General features: G+C 32.7%; 22 protein-coding genes. 8 read left to right on the top strand and 14 right to left on the bottom strand.

What is annotated here, in order from left to right; genetic code table 11:
- Positions 1-57: 57 nt before the first annotated feature.
- Positions 58-708 carry a CoA pyrophosphatase gene (locus FLAK523_RS08420; RefSeq protein ID WP_248902548.1) on the bottom strand — a complete coding sequence of 217 codons (651 nt, stop codon included), beginning with the start codon at positions 706-708 and terminating at the stop codon, positions 58-60.
- Between the two features lie 95 nt (positions 709-803).
- Here FLAK523_RS08420 and FLAK523_RS08415 point away from each other — a divergent pair, with 95 nt between their 5' ends.
- Positions 804-1,238, top strand: coding sequence for a DUF4268 domain-containing protein (locus FLAK523_RS08415; protein ID WP_248902545.1), 435 nt, complete (start codon positions 804-806; stop codon positions 1,236-1,238).
- A 165-nt stretch (positions 1,239-1,403) separates the two neighbouring features.
- Here FLAK523_RS08415 and FLAK523_RS08410 read toward each other — a convergent pair whose 3' ends face one another.
- From FLAK523_RS08410 to FLAK523_RS08355, 12 genes are all read right to left on the bottom strand, one after another.
- Entirely contained in the window at positions 1,404-1,814 is a 411-nt protein-coding gene (locus FLAK523_RS08410) for a hypothetical protein (protein ID WP_248902544.1), read from the bottom strand.
- An 11-nt stretch (positions 1,815-1,825) separates the two neighbouring features.
- Positions 1,826-2,770, bottom strand: coding sequence for a nitronate monooxygenase family protein (locus FLAK523_RS08405; protein WP_248902542.1), 945 nt, complete (start codon positions 2,768-2,770; stop codon positions 1,826-1,828).
- Positions 2,771-2,785: 15 nt separating this feature from the next.
- Positions 2,786-4,399, bottom strand: coding sequence for a S8 family serine peptidase (locus FLAK523_RS08400; RefSeq protein WP_248902533.1), 1,614 nt, complete (start codon positions 4,397-4,399; stop codon positions 2,786-2,788).
- A gap of 122 nt (positions 4,400-4,521) precedes the next feature.
- On the bottom strand, positions 4,522-5,709 hold the full coding sequence (mnmA, locus tag FLAK523_RS08395; protein WP_248902531.1) for a tRNA 2-thiouridine(34) synthase MnmA: 1,188 nt from the start codon (positions 5,707-5,709) through the stop codon (positions 4,522-4,524).
- 72 nt (positions 5,710-5,781) lie between these two features.
- A complete protein-coding gene (locus tag FLAK523_RS08390) occupies positions 5,782-6,495 on the bottom strand; it encodes a toxin-antitoxin system YwqK family antitoxin (RefSeq protein WP_248902528.1) in 714 nt (237 codons plus the stop codon).
- Between the two features lie 89 nt (positions 6,496-6,584).
- Positions 6,585-8,486, bottom strand: coding sequence for a membrane protein insertase YidC (yidC, locus tag FLAK523_RS08385; protein WP_248902526.1), 1,902 nt, complete (start codon positions 8,484-8,486; stop codon positions 6,585-6,587).
- A gap of 115 nt (positions 8,487-8,601) precedes the next feature.
- A complete protein-coding gene (locus tag FLAK523_RS08380) occupies positions 8,602-10,215 on the bottom strand; it encodes a CTP synthase (RefSeq protein ID WP_248902524.1) in 1,614 nt (537 codons plus the stop codon).
- Between the two features lie 151 nt (positions 10,216-10,366).
- A complete protein-coding gene (locus FLAK523_RS08375; protein WP_248902522.1) occupies positions 10,367-10,600 on the bottom strand; it encodes a DUF3820 family protein in 234 nt (77 codons plus the stop codon).
- A gap of 122 nt (positions 10,601-10,722) precedes the next feature.
- The gene (locus FLAK523_RS08370; protein WP_248902521.1) at positions 10,723-11,124 is read right to left on the bottom strand and encodes an OsmC family protein; all 402 of its coding nucleotides are present in this window, start codon (positions 11,122-11,124) and stop codon (positions 10,723-10,725) included.
- 85 nt (positions 11,125-11,209) lie between these two features.
- Positions 11,210-13,162 (bottom strand): LysM peptidoglycan-binding domain-containing protein, encoded by a 1,953-nt coding sequence (locus FLAK523_RS08365; protein ID WP_248902519.1) that lies wholly within the window; start codon positions 13,160-13,162, stop codon positions 11,210-11,212.
- Positions 13,163-13,296: 134 nt separating this feature from the next.
- Positions 13,297-14,826, bottom strand: a complete 1,530-nt coding sequence (guaA, locus tag FLAK523_RS08360; protein WP_248902516.1) for a glutamine-hydrolyzing GMP synthase — start codon at positions 14,824-14,826, stop codon at positions 13,297-13,299.
- 126 nt (positions 14,827-14,952) lie between these two features.
- On the bottom strand, positions 14,953-15,606 hold the full coding sequence (locus FLAK523_RS08355) for a hypothetical protein (protein ID WP_248902514.1): 654 nt from the start codon (positions 15,604-15,606) through the stop codon (positions 14,953-14,955).
- Positions 15,607-15,893: 287 nt separating this feature from the next.
- Between FLAK523_RS08355 and FLAK523_RS08350 the strand changes: the two genes are divergently transcribed.
- The 6 genes from FLAK523_RS08350 (at position 15,894) to FLAK523_RS08325 (ending at position 21,875) form a co-directional block, all read left to right on the top strand.
- Positions 15,894-16,286 carry a RidA family protein gene (locus FLAK523_RS08350; protein ID WP_248902512.1) on the top strand — a complete coding sequence of 131 codons (393 nt, stop codon included), beginning with the start codon at positions 15,894-15,896 and terminating at the stop codon, positions 16,284-16,286.
- 60 nt (positions 16,287-16,346) lie between these two features.
- Positions 16,347-17,594 (top strand): voltage-gated chloride channel family protein, encoded by a 1,248-nt coding sequence (locus FLAK523_RS08345; protein ID WP_248902510.1) that lies wholly within the window; start codon positions 16,347-16,349, stop codon positions 17,592-17,594.
- Between the two features lie 65 nt (positions 17,595-17,659).
- Positions 17,660-18,664: a bifunctional oligoribonuclease/PAP phosphatase NrnA gene (locus tag FLAK523_RS08340; protein ID WP_248902508.1), complete on the top strand. Its 1,005-nt coding sequence runs from the start codon at positions 17,660-17,662 to the stop codon at positions 18,662-18,664.
- Positions 18,665-18,670: 6 nt separating this feature from the next.
- On the top strand, positions 18,671-19,366 hold the full coding sequence (gene gldI / locus FLAK523_RS08335; protein ID WP_248902506.1) for a gliding motility-associated peptidyl-prolyl isomerase GldI: 696 nt from the start codon (positions 18,671-18,673) through the stop codon (positions 19,364-19,366).
- A gap of 131 nt (positions 19,367-19,497) precedes the next feature.
- A complete protein-coding gene (locus tag FLAK523_RS08330; protein WP_248902504.1) occupies positions 19,498-20,622 on the top strand; it encodes a peptidylprolyl isomerase in 1,125 nt (374 codons plus the stop codon).
- A gap of 35 nt (positions 20,623-20,657) precedes the next feature.
- Positions 20,658-21,875 carry a peptidylprolyl isomerase gene (locus FLAK523_RS08325; protein ID WP_248902502.1) on the top strand — a complete coding sequence of 406 codons (1,218 nt, stop codon included), beginning with the start codon at positions 20,658-20,660 and terminating at the stop codon, positions 21,873-21,875.
- Between the two features lie 149 nt (positions 21,876-22,024).
- Here FLAK523_RS08325 and FLAK523_RS08320 read toward each other — a convergent pair whose 3' ends face one another.
- Entirely contained in the window at positions 22,025-22,465 is a 441-nt protein-coding gene (locus tag FLAK523_RS08320) for a hypothetical protein (protein ID WP_248902501.1), read from the bottom strand.
- Between the two features lie 230 nt (positions 22,466-22,695).
- Here FLAK523_RS08320 and FLAK523_RS08315 point away from each other — a divergent pair, with 230 nt between their 5' ends.
- Complete coding sequence (locus FLAK523_RS08315) at positions 22,696-25,227, top strand: PAS domain-containing protein (RefSeq protein WP_248902500.1); 2,532 nt, start codon at positions 22,696-22,698, stop codon at positions 25,225-25,227.
- The last annotated feature ends 73 nt before the right edge of the window (positions 25,228-25,300 follow it).

Below are 25,300 nucleotides of genomic sequence, written 5' to 3'. Positions count from 1 at the left end.
CACACTGAATTAAAGCGCAGTTACATTTTAATAAGAAAATAACAGTATCAATAATACTTATTTCTGCGAACTAAACACATCCTTCAAAACGTCTTTCAATTCACTTAACATCATAGCGGTAGCTCCCCAAACAATATGTCCTTCAATTTCAAAAGCCGGAACATTTACATCCTTGGCATATGAAGTGGACATATTAGCATTTACAATTATTTGATCGCTTAAAAAAACTGATAACGGTAATTCAATGATTGCAGACACTTCTGTAGGATCTGGCACAAAACAAACTTCTTCCTTACAGATTCCTAAAAAAGGATGAACTTCAAAATTACTTGGCGGAATATACATGGGTGTAAATGGCTTTATGATTTCCATATTATCAGGATGAACCCCCACTTCTTCATGAGTTTCACGCAAAGCGGTATTTGAAAAAACGGAATCTATTGTCTCATATTTCCCGCCTGGAAAAGCAATTTGAGCCGAGTGAACTCCTTCATAGGAATTCCGAACTATAAGTACCAAATGGGTTATCCCATTTTTAGGATAAAGCAGCATCATTACCGCAGCAATTCTTGGTTTCATCTTTACATCCCCCCCTTTTTTCAAACTTTCAATGCGCTCAAAAGGCACCATTTTCATATGAGCTTCTATAGCTGGAAGTTTTGCCACAGCTAAATTGGGAACATATTCTAAAAAATATTGAAAATCCATAATCAAAGTCTATTTTTGCATTCTAATTATACTATAAATATACGCTGGAAAAAAACAGTTAGCAAATTTTCCAGAATCAAATACAACCTAACAAAATGTACAGCAAAGAAGAAACTCAAAAACTAAAGCGAGAATTCTGGGTCACATTCGCAGATAAATACCCAAGAAAATGGGTGTTATACGATACAAAAATAAAAGACTTCTCTTTCAAGTTTTATGTTGACAATAAAAAAGCACAGGTTCTTATAGACATTGAGCATCGCAATAATGACATTCGAAACGCGTATTTTGAAAAACTCGAAGCCTTAAAGAATATTTTAGCAGAGGAATTCATCACTGATTTAGTTTTCGAACAAAACCACGTTCTTGAAAACGGAAAAACCATTAGCCGTATTTGGGTTGAAAAACTGGGTGTTAGTGTCAGCAATCGAAATTACTGGGACGAAATATTCGATTTTTACAATGAAAAAATGAGCGCATTAGAGAAGTTCTATTCTGAATACGATGATTTTATAAAAGACATAGAGTAAATTTGGGCGTGCCCTTCGCAAAAGCTACGGTCGGGCTGTACATTGCAAGTCCGCGCTCTTCCTTCGTCAGGCTGTGGGCTTTACATTTCCATCCCTCACGCAAAAAAACAAAAACATTTTAAACATAAAAAAGTCGCTCTAGAGCGACTTTTTTATGTTTAATAACTACATATTAAAGATGTTATAAAGAATAATCTTATTGTCATAGTTAATATAGAGCTGTTTCCTGTTTTCCTGTTTTTTTCTTGTAATAATAGACACGGTGCAATCTTCCCCGTTATTGTCTTTACAGGTAAAGGAATAAACAATGTCGTTTTCATTTTCCTCAGTTGGTTGATAAACAATAATTTCAAATAGTTGAATAATCTGAGAGTAAACAACAATTCTGCTTTTATCAGTATCCAATGAAACCATTAAATTGACTAAATTCAGGTCAGACCACTTCCCCCATTTCCCTCTTTCGTTTTTTTCCAAAACACTAAAACCTGATGTTTTGAATTTGTATTTTTGGCTATACGATTGCTGCAAACCTAAACCCAAAAAGAGCAGCACTACATATACTTTTACTTTAGTCATTCTTTATCTTTTTAGAAATTGAATTCCGTTACTTCTTTTTTGGCTAATTCATATTCTGTAAGCATTTCAACAATAATATCTTCCGCTGATTTTATTTCGTGAATCAATCCGGCTATCTGACCTATTTCCAGTTCCCCTTCCACTAAATCACCTTCAAACATTCCGCGTTTTGCTCTTGCTCTACCTAATAATGCTGTTAACTCTTCTTTCGAAGGGCATTTTTCATATAATTCCTGAACATCCTGATAGAATTTATTTTTTATCAATCGCACAGGTGCCAATTCTTTCAATGTTAACTGTGTATCCCCTTCTTTGACCTCAATGATTGTTTTCTTAAAATGTGCGTGAGCTGATGATTCTATTGAAGCGGCAAACCTACTTCCTACCTGTACACCATCTGCGCCTAAAACCATTACAGCAAGCATTCCGCGACCCGTTCCTATTCCTCCAGCTGCAATCAAAGGAATTTTTATTTTCTCTTTGACCATTGGCACAAGTGTCAGTGTAGTTGTTTCGTCCCTTCCATTATGGCCTCCAGCTTCAAAACCTTCAACAACAACAGCATCAACACCTGCATCCTGCGCTTTTAAAGCAAAAACAGAGCTGCTGACTACATGTACTACCGTTATCCCGTTTTCTTTTAAATAAGAGGTCCACGTTTTTGGATTTCCTGCCGATGTAAAAACGATTTTAACTCCTTCCTCGACAATAATTTTCATTATCTCTTCGACATTAGGATACAACATTGGTACATTTACTGCAAAAGGTTTTGATGTTTCCTTTTTACATTTCTGTATGTGCTCTCTCAATACCTCAGGGTACATCGATCCTGCTCCTATTATTCCTAATCCTCCCGCGTTACTTACTGCAGAAGCTAATTTATGTCCACTTACCCATATCATTCCTGCTTGAATAATTGGGTACTTAATCTTAAAAAGGCTTGTGATTTTATTCATTTAATAGCTTGAATATTATTGTTTTATTATTTTTCCGCTTTTAGAAAAAACATCTGATTCTATTTGATAAAAATAAGTCCCCTTGCTCAGCGACTCTAAAGAGATATTGTCTGTTTGCCCAATGATGTTTTTCTCTAACACTTTTTGCCCTAATACAGAATAGAAAACCACTTTCCCTCTATTAAAACTCTCGGGAAAAGTGACTGTAACAAAATTTGAAGTTGGATTTGGATAAGCCGTAAAATAATTAGTTAAAAAATCCTCCACAAAAAGTCCATTCGATAAAGCCCAACTAAAATTCGGAATACCATAACCGTATTGATCATTAGGTGAAACAAATCTATCTCCTGACTGAATAATTAATTGACGGATTTCTTGATTTGTTTTGGTTGGGAATGCCTGCCATAAACAAGCTATCACACCAGCCATTATCGGACTTGAAAAAGAAGTTCCGTCTGCAGTGATGATTGTACCTGCTTCATTCGACAAAACGGCTGCTTTCCCCTGTGCCATAACATCCGGTTTTGTCCTTCCATCATAAGAGGGCCCTATAGAACTAAAAGAAGTTTTTGTTTTTGTAGCATTAACAGCACCTACGGCAATCACAGAAACGGCATCTGCTGGAACTGCAATATGGGGATTACTGGTTGCTCCCTCGTTACCTGCTGCGGCAACAACAATTATTCCTCTACTAAAAGCAATTTCGGCACCTTTTGACATAAATGTAGTAATGCCATTCATTTCACTATAAGTATGGTTATAAGCCGGATTGTCAAATTCAAAATACCCTAATGACGTATTTATTATATCGACTCCAAGCATATCAGCATTTTCAGCTGCTTCAACCCAAAGAGATTCCTCTACAGGATTTTCATTACGCACATCTTCAGTTATAAATAAATAATATGATGCATCTGGCGCAGACCCTACCAATGCATTTTCTTTATATCCTCCTATTGATGACAGAACCAATGTACCGTGATTATCACCAACATAAAAATTATTGTTTCTATTTACATAATCATAACCTCCTAAAATTTGGTTATTATCACGTAATCTTTGAAAGGGCAAAGCAGTATTTACTCCTGGAAATCCGCCATCCATAATAGCAATTATTTTTCCGGAGCCTGTATAATTTTGCTGATGTAATAAATGACCATTTAACATCTGTATTTGGTTTGCAGATGTACCGTAAGTAAAATCAACTTTAGATTTCTCCGTCTTATTTTGTTCCTGGTTTTTGTAAGTTTTGGCTATTTTACCAGATGTATTCAAAGTCTTGTTAGCAAAGTCAACTTTAGCAACAAAAGAGAATGTTTTTAACGAATTTATCACAGCTTGGGTCCCTCTAACGTGGATGGCATTCAGCCATTTCGATTTGGCCATAACGCTAATACCAGAAACAGCTTCAACTTGACTAATATAAGTGGGTTCAACTGGAACATCCTTGAAATCTATAGCTATATTTTGTTTTGTTCTTCTATCTAATGCCCTTTGAGAAAGCATTTGCAGTGGAGAGTCAAAGTAAAATTGCGAATTAGGTTTAGCATTAAAATACACCCAAGCATCTTCTTGTGAAGACGCTATTGTAGTTAGCAATAAAAAAATGAGAATGTAAAAATTTTTCATAATTAACCATTATTTGATGCTTAATAGAATTCATACTATCAAACAAATTCTTTTAAAAACCGAAGATTTCCCAATTTAATAAACAGCCTGAATTTCAAGCTTTTTAAACCCAAAGTACTAATCTAAGATATTACTCCCGAACCAACTAATTCATCCCCTATATGCCAGACTACAAATTGGCCTTCGGTAATTGCAGATTGTGGTTCATCAAAAGAAACATACATTCCGTTTTCGAACTGGTGCAATATCGCTTTTTGTAACGGCTGTCTGTAGCGAATTCTTGCCATAACTTCCATTTGTTCTCCATTGGCCAAAGCCATATCAGTACGAATCCAATGCACTTCTGCTTTATCAATAAAAAGTCCTTTTCTAAATAAACCAGGATGTTGACTACTTAAACCAGTATAAATAGTATTAGTGGTTACATCAGTAGCAATTATAAACAAGGGATCAGTAGTACCTCCTACATTCAATCCTTTTCGTTGTCCAATAGTGAAATAATGAGCACCTTGATGTTTCCCTACAACCTTACCCATGTCTGGTGTGTATAAAATTTTATTTGAGGCTAAAGCCAAAGTATTTTCTGCAGATAATCCTTCATTAATCACTGAATTATATACCGCATTATTTTTATCGATTTGTATAATCAAACCTTCTTTTGTTTGTAATTTTTGTTGTAAAAATTCTGGCAAACGTACTTTACCAATAAAACACAATCCTTGAGAATCTTTCTTTTCAGCAGTTACCAATTCCATTTCGGCAGCAATTTCGCGTACTTCAGGCTTAGTTAACTCTCCAATAGGAAATAAGGATTTTGACAATTGCTCTTGTGACAATTGACAAAGAAAATAAGACTGGTCTTTATTATTATCGGCACCGGCAAGCAATTGATATACTGTTTCACCATTGACTTCTAATTCACTTTTTTTACAATAATGCCCAGTTGCCACATAATCAGCACCAAGACTTAAAGCAATTTTCATAAAAACGTCAAATTTTATTTCGCGATTGCAAAGCACATCAGGATTAGGAGTTCTCCCTTTTTCATATTCGTTGAACATATAATCAACGATCTTCTCTTTGTATTCTTCACTTAGATCCACTGTTTGAAAAGGAATCCCTAATTTTTCAGCAACTAATAAGGCGTCGTTACTATCTTCTAGCCACGGACAGTCATTAGAAATAGTAACTGAATCATCATGCCAGTTTTTCATAAAAAGACCTATCACTTCATACCCTTGCTGTTGCAATAAATAAGCTGCAACACTTGAATCAACACCACCTGAAAGTCCTACTACAACACGCTTCATTTTAATCTAATTATATTTTAATAAGGGGCAAAGTTACAAAGATTTATAACAGTATGCCATTAAGGGCAACACTTAATTGCTCTTACTTTTTGTGGCATTCGATGGAATACTCATATTCAATTCCCTTAGAAGTTTCCCTTTTTCGAAAAATTTCCAAATCCCCATTTTTTTTCCATTTACAAACTGTCCTTGAGAAACCACATTCCCCGAAGGATCTTTAAAAACAGCTAAGCCATTGTACTCATTATTTTTATAATTAGATTCTTCAAGTACAGTTCCGTCAGCAGTATATTTTTTATAAAAACCTTCTTTAACGTCATTTTTATAGTTGATTTCTTCGGCAATTTTTCCATCAGGAAAATACACAGAACGAAGTCCTTCTAACTTACCGTTTTTATAATTTTCAGAGGTCATCACCTTTTTTGAAGCTTGGTGATAGTAAATCCATTTCCCATCAAATAATTTATTTACAATCTTCCCTTCACTGACTTTGTTATTAGCCTGATCATAAAATATCGTATAGGCAGTATTGTCTTTATCATTGAATTCTCTTGTAGCTATAACAGAACCGGCTTTAGTATCATCAAAAAATTTAAACAAACCAATTTCTTTACCATGAGAAAAAGTTCCTTCATACCTGGGCCTTTTCGATTCTTCAAAAACACCTTTCCATACCCCATGCTTTTTTCCGCTTTCATCAAGGGCATTAAAATTAGTTTGTGCATGAAGGGACCACAAATTTAAAAATGCAAAAAGAACTAGGACTCTCTTATAAAATACTTTCATTTCATTTTTTTATTAGTAACGCATTAGAATCGCACAAATTATGCCTAAAACCAAAAAAATCCCGAAAATCGGGATTTTTTTTTTAAATATTATTTCTTTTTTTGTTCTGCTTTTATAGCTTCTTGCTGCGCCATAACTTCTTGAAGTTTTTGTTGAAACTTACCTTGTTTTTTAGGCTCTTTCAATTTATTCTCCTGAATTTGAGCGTGAATCTTATCACTGTCAACAATATAATTCTTAATTACAAACATAATTCCGATAGTAATTAAGTTAGATATAAAGTTATATAAACTCAATCCTGCACCATAACTATTGAAGAAAATTAACATCATCAATGGCGAAACGTAAATCATGATTTTCATCATTTTTGCCATATCAGGCATACCTTCTTGTTGCGGAGCTGCCATTTGTTGATCCCCTGAAGTCATTTTCATATAGAAGAAAATAGCGACTGCAGCTAATATTGGGAACAAACTAATATGACTACCGTACATAGGAATATGGAAAGGCAATTTAGCAATTTCATCAAATGAAGATAAATCATCTGCCCAAAGGAAGCTTTTTTGTCTTAAGATAAAAGCCGAAGGGAAAAACTGAAATGAGGCATACATAAAAGGAAGCTGAATCAGAGCAGGAATACAACCTGCCATAGGATTAACCCCAGCCTTGTTGTATAACTTCATCGTTTCTTGCTGCTTTTTCATAGCATCTTTCTTGTACTTCTCACCTAACTCAGTAATTTCAGGACGCAATACTTTCATTTTTGCCTGTGACAAGAATGATTTATATGTAATAGGAGACATGGCAATTTTTATCAAAACAGTAAAAATGATAATTGCAATACCATAAGCAATGTAAGAACTTAAAAATCCGAATAATGGAATAAACACAAATTTGTTAATCCATCCGAAAATTCCCCAACCTAATGGAATTATTTTCTCTAAATTTTTATCATAGCTTTTTAAAGTCTTATAATCTGATGGTCCAAAGTACCAATTCATTTTATAATCTAACTCTCCATTTGTAAATGCTAATGGAATAGTAGCTTTAAATTGTTTTGTATAAGTTGTATCAACTTCATCGTCTTTAACTAAATTATAAGACTTTAACATTGAAGTTTCAAAAGGCGTATTAGTCAATAATATAGAAGAAAAGAAATGTTGCTTAAAAGCAATATAACTTACTTTTTCAGGAGTTTCTTCTTTATCATCACCTTGCCCTACATAATTATGTTTATCCTCTTCATATTGGTAAGCAACTTCAGTATAACGATTTTCATAAGAAACACTTTTCTCATTTCTATTCGTTTTCAAATCCCACTGTAAGTCCAATGATTTAGAAGTGTTCAATACTTTATTTAAACCTTGAGAGCGAATATCGAAATCAATCATATACTCATTCGGTTTCAATACATATTTGTATTCAAGAAACTCATTTTCACCCGCTTTCAAACGCATTGACAAAATTTGATCAGCACCATTTTTAGTTAGTGTTGGCTCAAAAAACAGGTCTTTTGTGTTTAATGTACGATTATCGCTAGTTAGTAATTGAATATTAAAATTGGCATTGTTGTCTTTTATCAATTCAACTAATTCTCCAGAACCTTTCTTAAATTTCTCATGGTTTTTCAAAACCAATTCAACAATATATCCTCCTTTATTAGCAATTTTCAATTTTACCATTTCATTTTCAATCGTGGTAAAAGCAGCTGTTGCTGAAGGAAGTGTCGCTGAATAAGCAAAATTCCCAAGTGATTTTTGTAATTGAGCTAGTTGTAAAGTATCTCCAGTAGTTACAGCTGCATCAGTAGCCACAACTTGCGCCACTGTTTCTTTGGCTTTAGTTTCTTCTTTAACTACTAATTCTTTTTTAGCTTTTTCAGCAGCTAGGTCAGCTTCTGTAGGTTGGTTTTGATACATAATCCATATCAAAATTCCAAAAATCAATACAAAACCTATAATCGAATTCAGGTCTAATTTTTTTTGTTCCATTCTAATTTTAGTTCAAAGTTTAAGATTTAAAGTTTTTATAAAAACGTTAAACCAGGGCATTATTATTTTGTTTTTAACTGTTGTAATCTACAACTAAAAACGGATTACAGAAATATTATTTCTTTTTTTCTTTTACGGCAGCAGCAACAAAACTCACGAATAAAGGATGTGGGTTTGCAACTGTACTTTTATATTCAGGATGGTATTGAACCCCGATGAAAAAAGGATGGTTTTCTAATTCTACAATCTCTACCAAACCCGTATCTGGATTTACACCTGAAGATTTTAATCCTGCATTTTCCAATGCACTAGCATATTCATTGTTATACTCATAACGGTGACGGTGACGTTCAGAAATAGAAGTTTTACCATAAATACTATATGCTAAAGTATCTTCTTTGATATCACATTTCCAAGCCCCAAGACGCATTGTCCCACCTTTATCAGTAATCGTTTTTTGCTCTTCCATCAAGTTAACAACTGGATGTTTCGTGTTTTCATTCATTTCAGTAGAATTTGCATCAGCAAACCCTAGAACATTTCTTGAATATTCGATAACGGCCATTTGCATTCCCAAACAAATTCCGAAGAAAGGAACTTTATTCTCACGTGCGTAACGAACAGCAGCAATTTTTCCTTCGATACCTCTTTCACCAAAACCTGGCGCAACAAGAACACCATCAAGACCTTTTAATTTCTCTTCAATATTATCAGCATCAATATGCTCAGAATGAATAGAAATTACATTTACTTTTGTTTCATTAGCAGCACCTGCATGAATGAAAGATTCCAAAATTGATTTGTAACAATCTTGCATTTCTACATATTTACCAATCAATCCAATATTTATTGTATGCTTAGGATTTTTAATTCGACGTAGAAAAGTATTCCAGTTTTTTAAATCTGGAGCCGCTTTTTTAGGCAAATCTAATTTTTTAAGCGCCACTACATCAAGACCTTCTTCTAACATTAAATTAGGCACTTCATAAATAGTAGCAGCATCAATAGATTGAATAACAGCTTCTCTTTTTACATTACAAAACAATGCTAATTTATTACGAATTTCGTCAGATATTTCATGTTCAGTTCTACAAACTAAAATATCAGCTTTAATTCCGCTTTCCATTAAAGTTTTCACTGAATGCTGAGTAGGTTTAGTTTTCAACTCACCCGCTGCAGCTAAATAAGGCACTAAAGTTAAATGAATAACAATAGCGTTACTTTCACCTAAATCCCATACTAATTGACGTACAGATTCGATATAAGGCAAAGATTCAATATCTCCAACAGTTCCTCCTATTTCAGTAATCACAATATCAAAATCACCTGAATTACCAAGCAATTGCATTCTGTCTTTAATTTCATTGGTAATATGTGGCACAACTTGAACCGTTTTTCCAAGAAACTCTCCTCTTCTTTCTTTTTCAATAACCGAAAGATATATTCTTCCTGTAGTAACGTTATTGGCTTGAGAAGTAGGAACGTTTAAAAAACGCTCATAGTGACCTAAATCTAAATCGGTTTCGGCACCATCATCAGTCACATAACACTCTCCGTGTTCATATGGATTTAAAGTTCCTGGGTCAACATTTAAATAAGGGTCGAACTTTTGTATAGTTGTTCTATACCCTCTTGCTTGTAACAATTTTGCTAAAGACGCTGCAATAATTCCTTTCCCTAAAGAAGAAGTCACACCGCCGGTAACAAAAATATATTTCGTTTGATTCATTCTATTGTTGTTTGTTTTGTAGTTGTGTAAAAAACTTGGCAAAAATACGATTATAAATTGAGAATATGCTAATTTGGAAAAGAGATAATTTTGAAAATTGACAATTGTTTAACGCACCAAATTTTAAATTAAAACCTCATTAATTTAAAAACTAATGAGGTTTTGGGTATCTTTTTTTAATATTCCGTATTAATTCTTCGAGTCCATTTAGTTTCAGCTCATAAATCAATTTCAACTGCTCTCCTAATTCCCCTTTTGGGAAACCTTTATTATGATACCATACAACATAATATTCCGGTAAATCTATAAGGAATTTGCCTTCATATTTTCCAAAAGGCATTTTTGTATGAGCTAGCTTCACTAACTGTAATTGATTTTTATCCAAGTTTCAGGTTTAAAGTTTTAGATTTAACATTTAATCCATAAATTTCAACATTTAATCCATAAATTGAAAAATACGTTTGATGACCGCTGACTTATATTTGTCATCGTCTTTCTAATTTCTGGTTATTTCCAATTAAAAACGATGCGTTTCTCAATATCAGTATTCAAACTCAAGAAAACCGGACAAGTCATTGCGGCTCTTTCAAGAATGACTTTGTTTTTTTGATCAACTTCAATATTCATTTCGAATGTGATTTCTATAGCACCAATTCTTCTCGGCTCCCCATTCATTATTTTAGTAACCGAAGCGGTAGCACCTGCCATATCCACTTCCATATCACGAGCTTTGATTCCCATAATAGTCATCATACAACTTGCTAATGCATTTGCAACAGTATCTGTTGGAGAAAAAGCTTCTCCTTTACCGTTATTATCTATTGGGGCATCTGAAATAATTTCGTTTCCAGATTGCAAATGTATTGATGAAGTTCTTAACTCACCTATGTAGGTTACTTTTGAAGTCATTTCTTTTTAGTTATAAGTTACGGGTTTGAAGTTAAAAGTTAGAGGTTTCAAGCTGAACACTCGCCACTAAAAACTGAACACTATTTTATTTTGCTTCTTTTATAATCAAGTCGGTATCGTAATACAAAATAAAGACCCCTTTATTAGTATAGCCTCCATCTTCTTTTTTATAATATTCAAATTTACTGTCAATCTGCTTCGTTGCAACAGAATTTACCGTTTCTTCAAATTTTGTGTTTTGTACTAATCGCATCATCGTATCAAAAGTCACATCGAATCCTCTGGTTGCAAAAGCACTTGGAAAAACATTATTATTCTTTTTATATTCCTTATCGAAAATAACTGCTTCTGGAGATTCGTTTTCGCGAGTTACAGAAGGATACATTAATTTTAATTTGGTAAGATTCAAAAAGTTAATTTCATCCGTATTTAAAGTCTCGTTAGTTTCTAAAATTACTAACTGAACACGATAGTCGGTCATTGAACTCAACATAGATGCAATTGTTGTTTTTATCATCCAGGTATTTCCTGTTTCCATAACAACATAATTCATTTTATCTTTTACCAATAAACTTTTTAGATTATCTGCGGACACACTTCCATTACTATTAAAAGCAACAAAGGGAACTCCTTTTTGATATTCCTTAATATATTGAATAATGGATTCTTTTTTCTTATCGACTACCGCTATAATGTTTCCATTGTTTGCACGCATATATTCGAACATAGTGTTTTTCACCGCTTCGTTTGTTGGAATAGTTTGGTATAAATTAGAGTATGGATTCCCTACATCTTTTGACAAAGGAGAAATAACTGGAACATTATACTCCTTAAGCATTACAGCGATAGTTTCGGCATTACTTTGATAAAATGGCCCAACAATAGCGTTGTAAGTATGTAATTTGTTTTTTTGTACAATAGCAGCAATATTGGAATTGTTTTTAGTCTCTTGTGAATCAAAAATACTAACGTCGATAGGAAGACCTAATACTTTAGCAGAATCTATAGCCATCAAAACTCCAGAATAAAAATCTAAGGTCATATTCAAAAACTTATCTTTTTTCAATCGAGTACTAGTTGAATTTACCGTGTCACTTTCGATATTAGAAATATTAAAAGGTAATAGCAACGCCATTTTTTTACGCTTGCCATCACTTATGATCTTAGATAATGATGAATATTCTTTTTTGGAATCATTTAAAATTGAAGTTTTCGAAGGAACCTTTAATAGCATCCCAATCTCAACTCCATTCTTTAATTCAGGATTAAGACTGATTAATTCTTCCTGAGTCATTTCAAACATTTTTGAAAGACTGTAAAGTGTTTCTTTTGGTTTCACCTCGTAGCTTAAATACTCTATAACTGTAGGAGCAATTATTGGATTCGATTTAAGAATTTCTTTTTTAGCTTCAGTTACTTCAGCCACTTCAGCAACTTTAACTACTTTAGGAGCATTCCCTTTAATTAACAACTTAAATCCAATTGGCAAATTAGCTACAATTTCAGGATTGCGTTTTTCCAATTCTTCGATAGTAATACCATATTGCTTAGCAATAGAATATTTAGTTTCTTTTGGAAGTACGTCATGATAGATTAATTTATCTTGAACCTGAGTCGCTTTTTTTATACTGTTTTTAGAAGGTATGGTTAATATTTGACCTATTTGCAAACCATAAAGTTCTATATTGGGGTTGGCTTTTTTCAAATCTTCATCTGAAACTCCATACATTTTTTCGATTCCGTACAAAGTTTCTTTAGCAACTACTTCATGCGTTCTTTCATTAGATGTTTTTTCGGCCTGCACATTTGTGATTTCCTTAGTTGACTTTTTTGGAATAAGCAATACACTATTCGGTTTTAAACCGCTTTGAGCATCCGGATTTAATTGATAAATATCATAAGGAGTTACGCTATACTTTTGAGCTATCTGGTTTATGGTTTCACCTTTTTCTACTGTATGAGTAATGTGCCTTCCTTGAGAAAATACACTAAACGTAGACAATAAACCAACAATGCAAATTGTAAAAAAATACTTCATCCTTTATATATGTAAAAATTATTCGATTAATAACAATGAAACGGTATCAAATTTTATTCCAATTAATTTGATACCGTTTATATAGAAAAATTTAGAACAATGGTTTTAAGTGTAAACAACACTAAATCAAACCACTATTCCCACTCAATTGTAGCTGGTGGCTTAGAACTAATATCATAAACTACACGATTTACTCCTTTTACTTTATTGATAATATCATTAGATACTTTCATTAAGAACTCATAAGGTAAGTGAACCCAGTCAGCAGTCATCCCATCAGTAGATTCAACAGCACGAAGCGCAATTACTTTTTCATAAGTACGCTCATCTCCCATTACCCCTACACTATTTACAGGAAGTAAAATAGCTCCTGCTTGCCATACTTTATCGTATAATCCCCAAGATTTCAATCCATCAATAAATACTGCATCTACATCTTGTAATATGCTTACTTTCTCTGGAGTTATATCTCCTAATATTCGTATTGACAATCCTGGCCCAGGGAAAGGATGTCTTCCTAATAATTCTGGATCTATTCCTAATGATGCTCCCACTCTACGTACTTCATCTTTAAAAAGCATACGTAAAGGTTCAACAATTTTCAATTTCATATAATCAGGCAAACCACCTACGTTATGATGAGACTTTATAGTTGCTGAAGGTCCTTTTACAGAAACCGATTCAATAACATCAGGATATATTGTTCCTTGTGCTAACCATTTCACATCTTCAATAAGGTGAGATTCGTCATCAAAAACTTCGATAAAAACTCTACCAATAATTTTACGTTTGGTTTCTGGATCACTTACACCTGCTAATTCAGATAGAAAACGATCTCCCGCATCTACTCCTTTAACATTCAATCCCATTCCTTTGTATTGATCTAATACACTCTGGTATTCGTTTTTACGAAGCAAACCATTATTTACAAAAACACAGTATAAATTTTTACCAATCGCTTGATGCAATAACACCGCAGCTACAGTAGAATCTACTCCTCCTGAAAGTCCTAGAACTACTTTATCGTCTTGTAATTTCTCTTTTAATTCAGAAACCATTTCTTCAACAAAAGCATTTGGCGTGAAATTTTGAGGAACTTCGGCGATTTTAACCAAGAAATTCTCTAACATTTTCGATCCATCAGTAGAGTGAAAAACTTCAGGATGATATTGAATAGCGTAAGTTGTTTCACCCTCAATTTTGTAAGCTGCAAATTCCACATCATGTGTACTCGCAAGCTTCACTCCATTAGTTGGCAATGCTTTTACACTGTCACTATGACTCATCCAAACCTGGCTGTTTTCAGAAATACCATCAAAGAAAACTTCGTTTTCCTTAATATATGATAAATTAGCTCTACCATATTCTCTTGTATTTGAAGCAGCTACTTCTCCACCACTAAAATGTGCTAGATATTGCGCACCGTAACATACGGCAAGCACAGGAAGTTTTCCTCTAATTTGAGATAAATCTGGATGCGGAGCATCTTCTGCACGAACAGAAAATGGACTTCCTCCAAGAATTACGGCTTTATAACTTGATAAATCACTCGGAAAATGATTGTATGGAAAAATTTCGCAGAATATATTTAATTCGCGAACTCTACGCGCAATAAGTTGAGTATATTGCGATCCGAAATCTAAAATAAGTACGTTGTGTTGCATGCGCAAAAATACTTTTTAAATTTGGAATTCAAAAATTGAATTTTAAAAAAATTGAATTTATTTTCGACATTAAAATTACATTGTCCCTTTATTATTCGAATAATGAATAAACGATTTCAAACATTGTTATTCCTTTATAAGAATAATAGTCGCTTTAAAACCGGTCCCAAGATTCCATTGACTCGCAGAAATCACAACTCCCTTATCGTCATAAACCTGAAATTCAGCAGTATTAGGCCCAGATTCCCCTTGATTCAAAGCTTCGAAATCAATTTTATTAATCCCTTTTTCTAACACTATTTCAAATCCTTTGAAATTACTGTCTAAATACACTTCGTATTGGATAACCTTGTCATTTAAATAGACTCGTATCTTATCTCCATCAACATAGGCAGCATCACGATAAAGCACTTTTGAAACAACTGCACTCGTTTTAAAACTTCCTAAATTTTGATTCCTTCTATAAAAAACACCTTCAGGAAAAGGTTCCTTTTTATTTAATCTATCTTTTACAGCATCTCCGGGATTGATAAATTCGTCCTTTGGAACCATTGAAAGTGGAGCCGGTTTTGGCTTATCTAAATCCGGATATTCAGTAATTTTTGGTGTCGCTTTTGGAGTAACTTTTGCTGGTTTTTCAGGAACTGGTGGAATTATCTTTTTAGGCTTAATATCTGTATTCTTGGGAGGTATAGATTTAAACTTAGTGTTTGATTCAATTTGCGAATATCCACTAAAGGACATCCCAACCATTAAAATAAAAAAAAGGATTCGTATCATGACGATAATATTTACTTGTGAATTATTTAATATTTTTTAAAAATAAAAAACCGATTTCATTTAATGTTAAAAATGATGTTATTTAACTTTCTATTATAACTATATTTTTTTTTAATGCGTTTTTAGAATACAGGACACCTCAAAAGCGTTTAATACTAAATTGTTTTTAAAAAAAATATAAAAATCAATGGTTTTTCATTTCACTGCTTTTACAAATTGCAAAAAACATACCAATTTTTAAAAATCGGACTGACTTAATTAATATATAAGCTGGAAAAACAATTAAAATGAACAGAGAAAACATATTGACCGGTTCCCTATGGGAAGATAAAATGGGCTATTGTCGAGCGGTACGCATAGGAAATTACATTGAAGTATCCGGAACAGTTGCCATAGTAGACGGAGAAAAAATAAAAGCCAATGATGCTTACGCTCAAACGCTTAATATTCTTGAAAGAGTAGAGAAAGTGCTCGAAGACCTAAATGTCAACATAAAAGATGTAATAAGAACAAGGATTTTTACCACAGACATCACTACATTTGAAGCTGTAGCCCTGGCGCACTCCTCTTATTTTAAAGATATAAAGCCAGCAACAGGTTTTTATGAAATTAGCAAATTAATTGCTCCTGAATACCTAGTAGAAATAGAATTTACCGCAGTAGTTACTGAAATGCATTAAAAATATAAAGGATTGTAATACTTTAGCAAAAAAAGTACTGAATAGCACCGTATTAAAATAATGAATTTTAAAAAAACCACCCATCTTGTTCTTTTATGGATCTTAATATGTGTCCTGATAGGTTTTTTATCTGGCTCGGCATCTGCCTTTTTTTTAGTTTCCTTAGAATGGGTTACTCAATATAGAGAACATACTAATTGGCTGATTTGGTTTTTACCAATTGGAGGTTTGCTTATAGGTCTTGTATATCATTATTATGGAGCATCAGTTGTAAAAGGCAATAATCTATTGCTGGAAGAATATGAAACCCCTCAAAAAACAGTTCCTCTAAAAATGGTGCCTTTAGTTCTTATTGGCACATTAATAACGCATTTATTTGGAGGTTCAGCAGGACGTGAAGGTACTGCTGTACAAATGGGCGGTGCAATAGCTGATCAATTTACGGCCCTCTTTAAACTCAAAGCTACTGACAGAAAGACATTGTTGATTTTAGGGATTAGTGCAGGATTCGCTTCTGTTTTTGGAACTCCATTAGCTGGAGCCGTATTTGCATTAGAGGTTTTATATTTTAGCAAAGTAAGTTTCAAAAGCACAATATTGTCATTTTTAGTGGCCTTCATAGCGTATTACACAGTTGAATTCTGGAAAGTTGAACATACTCATTACGCCATTCCTATTGTGCCTGAACTGAACTTTCAAATTCTCTTTTGGGTCATTTTCGCAAGCGCTTTATTTGGTTTTGCAGCTATGTTATTTTCTAGAAGTACACATTTATGGACTGATTTATTTTCGAAAACCATAAAATATCCTCCATTACGTCCTTTTATTGGAGGTTGTATACTTACTTTAGCTGTTTACTTCATTGGCACCACAAAATACATTGGACTTGGAATACCTGTCATTGTTGACTCTTTTTCGAATCCAAATACAGCTTACGACTTTCTAATCAAAATACTCTTTACAGGATTTACTCTTGGTGCAGGATTTAAAGGTGGGGAAGTGACTCCTTTATTCTTCGTGGGTGCTACATTAGGTAGTGCATTATCTCCTTTTATACCACTTCCTATTGCACTATTAGCAGGAATGGGATTTGTCGCTGTTTTTTCTGGTGCTACACATACACCTATAGCTTGTACGATAATGGGAATGGAGCTTTTTGGAATTCAAGGTGGTTTATATATTGGTATCGCCTGCCTTATTGCTTATTTCACTTCAGGATCAGTGGGAATTTACAAAGCTCAAATTGTAAAAGGGGCAAAATCACGTTTGTATCAAAAAATGAGAAGAAAAGAACTGGAGAATTTTTGATATAATAACGCGAAAATTTTTAAATGATTTTAATCTTTACATTAAAAAATGTAATTTCGCATACTATGAAAATACAAGACATTCAAGCGATACAGTTGTTATTAGCAACGCCAAAAAAAATAGCAATCATTCCACACCGTAGCCCTGACGGCGACGCTATGGGCTCTACTCTAGGATTATATCATTTTTTATTAAAAAACAATCATTTCCCTACAGTAATTGCTCCAAACGAATTCCCTGATTTCCTGGCTTGGCTTCCTGGTTCAGAAACCGTTAAAATATTCGAAAAAGACAAAGAAAACTGCACTAAAATACTTGAGGAGTCTGATCTAATTTTTACGTTAGATTTCAATGCTTTGCACCGTGTAGGAGAAATGGAACACGTTCTAGTAAAAATGAAAGCTCCATTTATAATGATTGATCACCATCAAAAACCGGATGATTATTCGACTTATACCTATTCGGACACCTCTTTTGGATCGACCTGCGAGATGCTTTATAACTTCATTTCTCTTTTGGATAAAAAAGAAGATATCGATGCTACTATTGGAACTTGTATTTACACTGGAATACTTACAGATTCTGGTTCGTTTCGTTATACAGGAACAACTGGAAACACACATCGTATTATTGCTGAATTAATCGATTTAGGGGTTGAAAACACAAAAATTCCAACATTACTTTTTGATAATAGCTCTTATAGCCGTTTACAATTATTAGGGAGAGCACTTCAAAACCTAAAAGTTTTAGCAAGCCATAAAACTTCTTACAGTACTTTAACACAAGAAGAACTGAATACTTTTAATTATGTTAAAGGTGATACTGAAGGCATCGTTAATTATGGTTTAAGCATAAAAGATATCATATTTACTGCTATATTTATAGAAAATAAAGACGAGAAAATTATCAAAATTTCTTTCCGCTCTCAAGCTGGGTTTGATGTCAATCAATTTGCTAGAGACCATTTTAATGGAGGAGGACATATTAATGCTGCTGGAGGAAAATCGGACTTATCGATGGAAGAAACAATTCAGAAGTTTGAGAATTTAGTATCAAAACTAACGATTTAAAATATCATGAAAATTAACAAGTTAATTGCTATTTCTTTTTGCTCATTGCTAATTGCATCCAGTTGTAAACAACATCAGGATGCTAGAAGACCACTTTCACAAAGCTCAGGTAGTTTTATGAAGAAATCAGTTATTCGAAATAAAAAACTAGTTGCAAGCGAGGAAGATCAAATCAAAACAATAATCAAAAACAATCCAACAACGGAGTACTTTACTTCAGCAAAAGGATATTGGTATTCTTATGAAACCAGAAATGAACTTGACACACTAACACCTAAAAAAGGGGATGTTGCTTTCTTTGATTTTGAAATTAAAGACATTAATGGAAATATTATCTATACAGAGTTAGAACTTAAGCCACAAATATATTTTGTTGACAAACAGGATATTATGATGGGAATAAGAGACGGTATAAAACTAATGCGTAAAAACGAAAAAGTGAATTTCCTTTTTCCATCACATATGGCATATGGTTATCATGGTGACAATAAAAAAATAGGTATGAACCAACCTTTACTTTGTACTGTAAAGCTTCATGATTTCAAACCTGAAACTGCTGTAAAAAAGAAAAAAACTATAAAAACAACTGGACCTGAAAGCACTATAAATAACGATATTCTTCAGGACAATTCACAATCTCCAGCTCCAGTAAAAAAACAAATTAAAACCGAAAATAAACCAATCGATACCGTAAAAGAGTAAGTAATCAACTTACTTATGAAAGAAGCATATCGAAATTGGAATTCAAAAACGGATTAAGATATACGACCCTAGCTTTTGTGAACAGGTGAAGCAATTCCATATTCCTTTAAAAAAACAAATATTAACTACTCATGAAAAAAAGAATCCTATCCTTGTTACTTGTTATCGCAACATTATTCTCTTGTAAAGAGGACCATAGCAATCTTCCTGATGGACTATATGCTAAAATTGATACAAACAAAGGAGAAATCATTGTGAAATTAGACTATAAAAAAGCACCTATTACAGTTGCCAATTATATCACTTTAGCCGAAGGTAAAAATGATTTTGTAACCAATAACAACTTAAAAGGAAGACCTTTTTTTGATGGTTTAAAATTCCATAGGGTAATAAAGGATTTTATGATACAAACTGGTGATCCTTTAGGAACGGGGTCAGGAGATACTGGATACAAATTTAAAGATGAGTTCTCCGATTTGTTATTTGACAAAGGAGGAGTTTTGGCTATGGCCAATAACGGACCAATGACAAATAGTAGTCAGTTTTTCATAACACATCTTGCAACTCCATGGTTAGACGGGAAACATACTGTTTTTGGGCATGTTGTTGATAAAGGAATGGATGTCGTTAACTTAATTGAACAAAATGATTACATCAATAAAGTTACTATAATTAGAAATGGTGAAGCAGCAAAAAAATTCAATGCAGTAAAAACTTTTTATAATTATTTCTCTGTTGAATCAGAAAATCAAAAGAAAAAACAAGCTCTTGATGCACTCAACAAAAAAGAATACAACGAAAAATACAAAGAAGTTCGTGAAGAGAAAGTTAGTTATTTTAATGCATTGAAAAGCAAAGCAACTACAACACCTACAGGACTTAAATATGTTATTACTAAAAAAAGCGGCGGTAAAAAACCAACAAACGGGACTCATCTTTATATTCATTATGCAGGTTTTCTTGAAGATGGAGAGCTTTTTGATAGTAGTATAGAAAGTGTTTCTCAAACTTTTGGTAAATTTGATCAAAATAGAGCGGCTCAGAATGGTTACCAACCTATTCCTTTCCAAGCAGGGCGTAAAGACGGAATGATTCCTGGATTTATTGAAGGTTTAGAAAAGTTGTCTTTTGGTGACAAAGCAATACTTTTCATTCCAGCACATTTAGCTTATGGAGCAGGTGGTGCAGGTGATGCAATCCCGCCAAATGCAAATATTATTTTCGAAATCGAATTAATGGGTGAAATGCCACAATAAGTTTATAAAATATAAAAGACCTTAAATTAAAAAACATGAAATTTAAAATTCTCTTTTTAGTATTCTTAGGAATGTTGAACGTTCAAGCTCAGAGTTCTAAAAAAACACCTGTAAACAAAAAACCAACTACAATTGCTAAAGCCTCAGTAAAAAAAGCCGTAGTAATTGAAGGGATATTTGCAACTATAACGACAAACAAAGGTGATATTACAATACAATTAGATTATAATAAAGCACCCGTTACAGTTGCAAATTTCATCTCACTTGCCGAAGGTAAAAATACTTTTGTAACCGATGAAAAACTAATAGGAAAACCATTTTATGATGGTTTAAAATTTCACAGGGTAATCAATAATTTTATGATTCAAGGTGGTGATCCTACTGGAAATGGTTCTGGAGGACCAGGTTATGCTTTCAAAGATGAATTTTCTGATGTAAAATTTGACAAAGCGGGTCTTTTGGCTATGGCCAATTCCGGCCCAACAACAAATGGAAGTCAGTTTTTCATTACCCATAAAGATACACCTTGGTTAAATGGAAAACACACTATTTTTGGTGAAGTAACCGAAGGAATGAAAATTGTAAACAGCATTGTTCAAGATGATGTTATCCTAAAAATTTCAATTACAAGAAAAGGAAAATTGGCAAAACTTTTTAATGCTCCAAAAATTTTCTCCGTTTATTTTGAGAACAAAGCCGAAGATGCTAAGAGACAAGCAGAAATAGAAGCGGAAAACAAAAAGAAACAAGAGGCCGTTGAAGCAGAAAACAAAAGAATACACAATGAAAAATACGAAGGTGTAATAACTTCAAAAGCAGCCTACTTTAAAAGCACCAAAGAGAGTGCGACCACCACAGCTACCGGATTAACATATAAGATTGTAAAAAAAGGAACTGGGGTAAAACCCGTTGATGGTTCGACATTTCTATTTCATTATGCAGGTTATTTTGAAGACGGCAATCTTTTTGACAGCAGTTATGAAGACGTAAATAAAGAATTTGGTAAATATGATGCCAACAGAGCAGCTCATAATGGATATCAACCTTTTCCCTTTGAAGCAGGTAAAAAAGAAGGTATGATTCCTGGATTCATAGAAGGTTTAAGTCTTATGAATTATGGTGACAAAGTAGTGCTTTTTATACCTTCAAATCTAGCATATGGTGAAAGAGGTGCTGGTGATGTTATTCCTCCAAACACAACACTTATATTTGAATTAGAAATGTTTGAAAATAAGACTACAACCCATAAATAAGTTAATTAAATAATAACTAATTGAGACAATTTTAAATTAAAATGAATAAATTAAAAAGGCACATAGTAAATTTTCTATGTGCCTTTTTTGATTTATCAATACTAATTTAGAAAAAATATAAGTGCCTCTTTGAGCCTTTTAAATTTAAATTATTTCTTTCCAAATTTCCAATCAAATTCGTCTTTATCATTAATAATTGCTCCAATTTCAAACTTAACGACCTCGTCAAATTCTGTCTGAAGAATAATCCAATTATCTTCATTAAAATAGTTCTCGAAAGTGTCAAACTCTTCCTGGGTGAATTTAGTAAGTCCCTTTTGTGTTAATTCTTTTTTGACGTCATTAATGTTTCTACCGATAATTTTATTGCCAGAGAGTTCCAGATCTGAACTCGACGCAACCATATACCCCAATTTAAATTCTTCTTCTTTATAGAAAGTCAAACGAATTTTAAGTGAATTATACGCAAAAATCACATTGTCATCTTCATCTTTGTAATTTCTATCTGGTTTACCATAAATAGCTGTAACATCCTTTTGTTTCATACCAAAAAGGAGTTTATCGATTCCGTTTTTTAAATTTATTTTCATCTGTTCTTTTATTTGAGTGTAAAGTTCGCAAAGTTTTTCTCAAACTCCACTATGTTTGATATAATAATAAAAAGAGTCCAAATTTATAATACTTCACTTAATACAAAATTCATCCGATTAGGACAACGATTCAAATAAATTAAATAATAATCACTAACTTTCATATAAATTTAGCCGTTTTATAATTTCCAATTAAGTTTATGTCAGTATAATTTTAATACACTAAGAACATGAAAATTTCATTTGAAAAAAAAATATTCCTAGGTTTTGTAATTAATGTTTTAGTTGTTATTGCTGCAGGCTTAATATTCATATCCAGACTTGACATTAAAAGGGACAAAACAATGGATTCTGTATTAGAGTGGATAGAACTCTCCTTATTAATTCTCTCAATAATACTGTTGGTAATTGTGTATTTTATCATTAAATCACAATTAAAAGCTAAAAATCAATCCCAAAATTTACTTTTAGAAAACAAGCAACTTTTACAGTCAATAATAGACAACACAACTAATCCGATTTTCGTAAAAAAAATAAACGGGGAGTATCTATTAATAAACAAGCAGTGTGAATCATTGTTTAAAATTACTAATGAACAAATTATTGGAAAAACAGACCACGACTTTTTACCTAAAAAAATCGCAGATGTATATAGAAGTTCAGATTTAGAAGTAGTAAAACAACTTAAAGAATTAAAAACAGAAGAAACTATTGAATTATCAGATGGAAACCATACCTATATCGCAGTAAAATTTCCTTTGTATGATTCGAATGGAAGAATATATGCTATTGGTGGAATATCTACCGATATTACAGATAGAAAGAAATTAGAAATTTCACTCAAAACATCCGACAAGTTTTTTAATATGTCCTTAGACATAATGGTTATTGCCTCAAATGATAAGTTTATTAAAATAAACCCAACTATGAGTAAACTACTTGGTTATAGCTCTGAAGAATTGCTTAACCAACCATTTATTTCATTTGTAGAACCTGAAGATATCTTAATTACACAAAAGGAAATTGATAAACTAAAAACAGGTGCTTTAACAAGTCAATTTGAAAATAGATGGATTTGTAAAGACGGTTCAGTTAAATGGTTTGAATGGTCTGCATCCACTGATCTTGCAACTGGTTTATTATATGCAATAGCTAGAGATGTAACAGAAGCAAAAGAAAATGAAAAATCTTTAATATTTGCAGATAATTTTTTTATGATGTCTTATGATATGCTAATAGTTGGCAAAGGAGATTATTTCATCAAAGTTAATCCTGCCTTCACTAAAACACTTGGATACGAACAAAAAGATATGAATAATAAAACTTTTTTATCTTTCACACATCCAGATGATATAAAAGCATCAGTCGATGCTATTAAAAAATTACAAAAAGGAGTATCGCTTTTAAACCATAGAGCCAGAGCTAGATGTAAGGACGGATCATACAAATGGTTAGACTGGACAAGCACTTATGATGTTAGAACAGATATGATGTATACTGTAGCACGTGACGTAACAAAATTAGTTGAAAATGAAAAGTCTCTTAAAATGGCAAATACGTTTTTTAATATGTCATTTGATATGCTTGTAGTAGGAAAAGAAGATCATTTTATTAAAGTAAACCCCGCATTTTCAAAAACAATGGGATATAGCCAAAAAGAAATGGATGCCTTATCATTTTATGAATTAACGGGTAACGTAGAACAAGCTAAAGATGTTGTTTCAAAGTTATTAAAAGGCGAATCTATGGTTAATTGGATAGATCTTTCACGTCGTAAAGATGGTTCTAAAATATGGTTAAATTGGAACACAACAGTAGATATAAAAACGGGAATAATGTATGGAGTAGCTCGTGATATTACCCAAAAAGTAATTGATGATGAAAAACTTAAAAACTACACACAAAAACTTAAAGAAGATGAACAACAATTACAAACTTTTTTTGATGGTGCACCTGATCCAATTATCATAATAGATTCGCAAAGTAAAATATTAAGATGGAATACTAAAGCCGAATCAATATTTGGATGGAAGGATACAGAAGTAATTGGTAAACCAATATATGAATATATAATTCCTTCACGATACAGAGCAACACACAAAAAAGAAATGAAAAAATATATGACTGAAGGTATAAGTCCTATAATAAATAAATCTACCGAAATGGAAGCTATAAATAAAAAAGGAGTAGAATTTCCAGTATCTATAAGTGTTTCTCCAGTAAAAATGGGAGAAAAAATATTTTTCATAGGCTTCTTAAGAGATATAACAGATAATAAGCAAATAATAAATGACCTATATGAAAACGAAGAAAAATTACGTTTAATAATAGATAATATAAGCGAAGGTGTAATTGTAGCCAATTCTGATAAGCAAATCATAATGGCAAATTATATGGCGAATGAAATATTTGGGATTGAAGAAAATAATAGCATTCCTGTAAATCTAACAGACCAATTTGAACTTTATTTTCCAGATGAGAAAACTATTTTTCCCTCTCAACATTTACCAATGGCACGTGCATTAGAAGGTGAAGAAACAAATGATATAGATGTAGTTCTTTGGAATCCAATTTCCAAAGAAAAAAAACGTGTGCTTATAAGTGGTAGACCATTAATTGATCAAAATGAGAAAGTAGTAGCTGCTGTTGTAACTATAAGAGATATTAGTGAATATAAAAAATTAGAGGAAGAATTAAAAGAAACGGAATCAAAATACAGAAAATTAATTGGTTTTAAAAAGGGAGATGACAAAAACGAATGATAAAAGATAGACTAAATCAAGTCTAAATGTTGTAATAATTCCAAAAAAAATAGGCACAAAAAAACCCGTTTCG

This window comes from Flavobacterium sp. K5-23 (genome assembly GCF_023278045.1).
Lineage (GTDB): Bacteria > Bacteroidota > Bacteroidia > Flavobacteriales > Flavobacteriaceae > Flavobacterium.
Note: the sequence above shows the minus strand (reverse complement) of the source record. Positions and strands in the feature narration are given on the sequence as shown.

Coding starts and splice junctions, on each gene's coding strand:
- FLAK523_RS08420 (WP_248902548.1), bottom strand. CDS start 708: ATGGATTTTCAATATTTTTTAGAATATGTTCCCAATTTAGCTGTGGCA.
- FLAK523_RS08415 (WP_248902545.1), top strand. CDS start 804: ATGTACAGCAAAGAAGAAACTCAAAAACTAAAGCGAGAATTCTGGGTC.
- FLAK523_RS08410 (WP_248902544.1), bottom strand. CDS start 1,814: ATGACTAAAGTAAAAGTATATGTAGTGCTGCTCTTTTTGGGTTTAGGT.
- FLAK523_RS08405 (WP_248902542.1), bottom strand. CDS start 2,770: ATGAATAAAATCACAAGCCTTTTTAAGATTAAGTACCCAATTATTCAA.
- FLAK523_RS08400 (WP_248902533.1), bottom strand. CDS start 4,399: ATGAAAAATTTTTACATTCTCATTTTTTTATTGCTAACTACAATAGCG.
- mnmA (WP_248902531.1), bottom strand. CDS start 5,709: ATGAAGCGTGTTGTAGTAGGACTTTCAGGTGGTGTTGATTCAAGTGTT.
- FLAK523_RS08390 (WP_248902528.1), bottom strand. CDS start 6,495: ATGAAAGTATTTTATAAGAGAGTCCTAGTTCTTTTTGCATTTTTAAAT.
- yidC (WP_248902526.1), bottom strand. CDS start 8,486: ATGGAACAAAAAAAATTAGACCTGAATTCGATTATAGGTTTTGTATTG.
- FLAK523_RS08380 (WP_248902524.1), bottom strand. CDS start 10,215: ATGAATCAAACGAAATATATTTTTGTTACCGGCGGTGTGACTTCTTCT.
- FLAK523_RS08370 (WP_248902521.1), bottom strand. CDS start 11,124: ATGACTTCAAAAGTAACCTACATAGGTGAGTTAAGAACTTCATCAATA.
- FLAK523_RS08365 (WP_248902519.1), bottom strand. CDS start 13,162: ATGAAGTATTTTTTTACAATTTGCATTGTTGGTTTATTGTCTACGTTT.
- guaA (WP_248902516.1), bottom strand. CDS start 14,826: ATGCAACACAACGTACTTATTTTAGATTTCGGATCGCAATATACTCAA.
- FLAK523_RS08355 (WP_248902514.1), bottom strand. CDS start 15,606: ATGATACGAATCCTTTTTTTTATTTTAATGGTTGGGATGTCCTTTAGT.
- FLAK523_RS08350 (WP_248902512.1), top strand. CDS start 15,894: ATGAACAGAGAAAACATATTGACCGGTTCCCTATGGGAAGATAAAATG.
- FLAK523_RS08345 (WP_248902510.1), top strand. CDS start 16,347: ATGAATTTTAAAAAAACCACCCATCTTGTTCTTTTATGGATCTTAATA.
- FLAK523_RS08340 (WP_248902508.1), top strand. CDS start 17,660: ATGAAAATACAAGACATTCAAGCGATACAGTTGTTATTAGCAACGCCA.
- gldI (WP_248902506.1), top strand. CDS start 18,671: ATGAAAATTAACAAGTTAATTGCTATTTCTTTTTGCTCATTGCTAATT.
- FLAK523_RS08330 (WP_248902504.1), top strand. CDS start 19,498: ATGAAAAAAAGAATCCTATCCTTGTTACTTGTTATCGCAACATTATTC.
- FLAK523_RS08325 (WP_248902502.1), top strand. CDS start 20,658: ATGAAATTTAAAATTCTCTTTTTAGTATTCTTAGGAATGTTGAACGTT.
- FLAK523_RS08320 (WP_248902501.1), bottom strand. CDS start 22,465: ATGAAAATAAATTTAAAAAACGGAATCGATAAACTCCTTTTTGGTATG.
- FLAK523_RS08315 (WP_248902500.1), top strand. CDS start 22,696: ATGAAAATTTCATTTGAAAAAAAAATATTCCTAGGTTTTGTAATTAAT.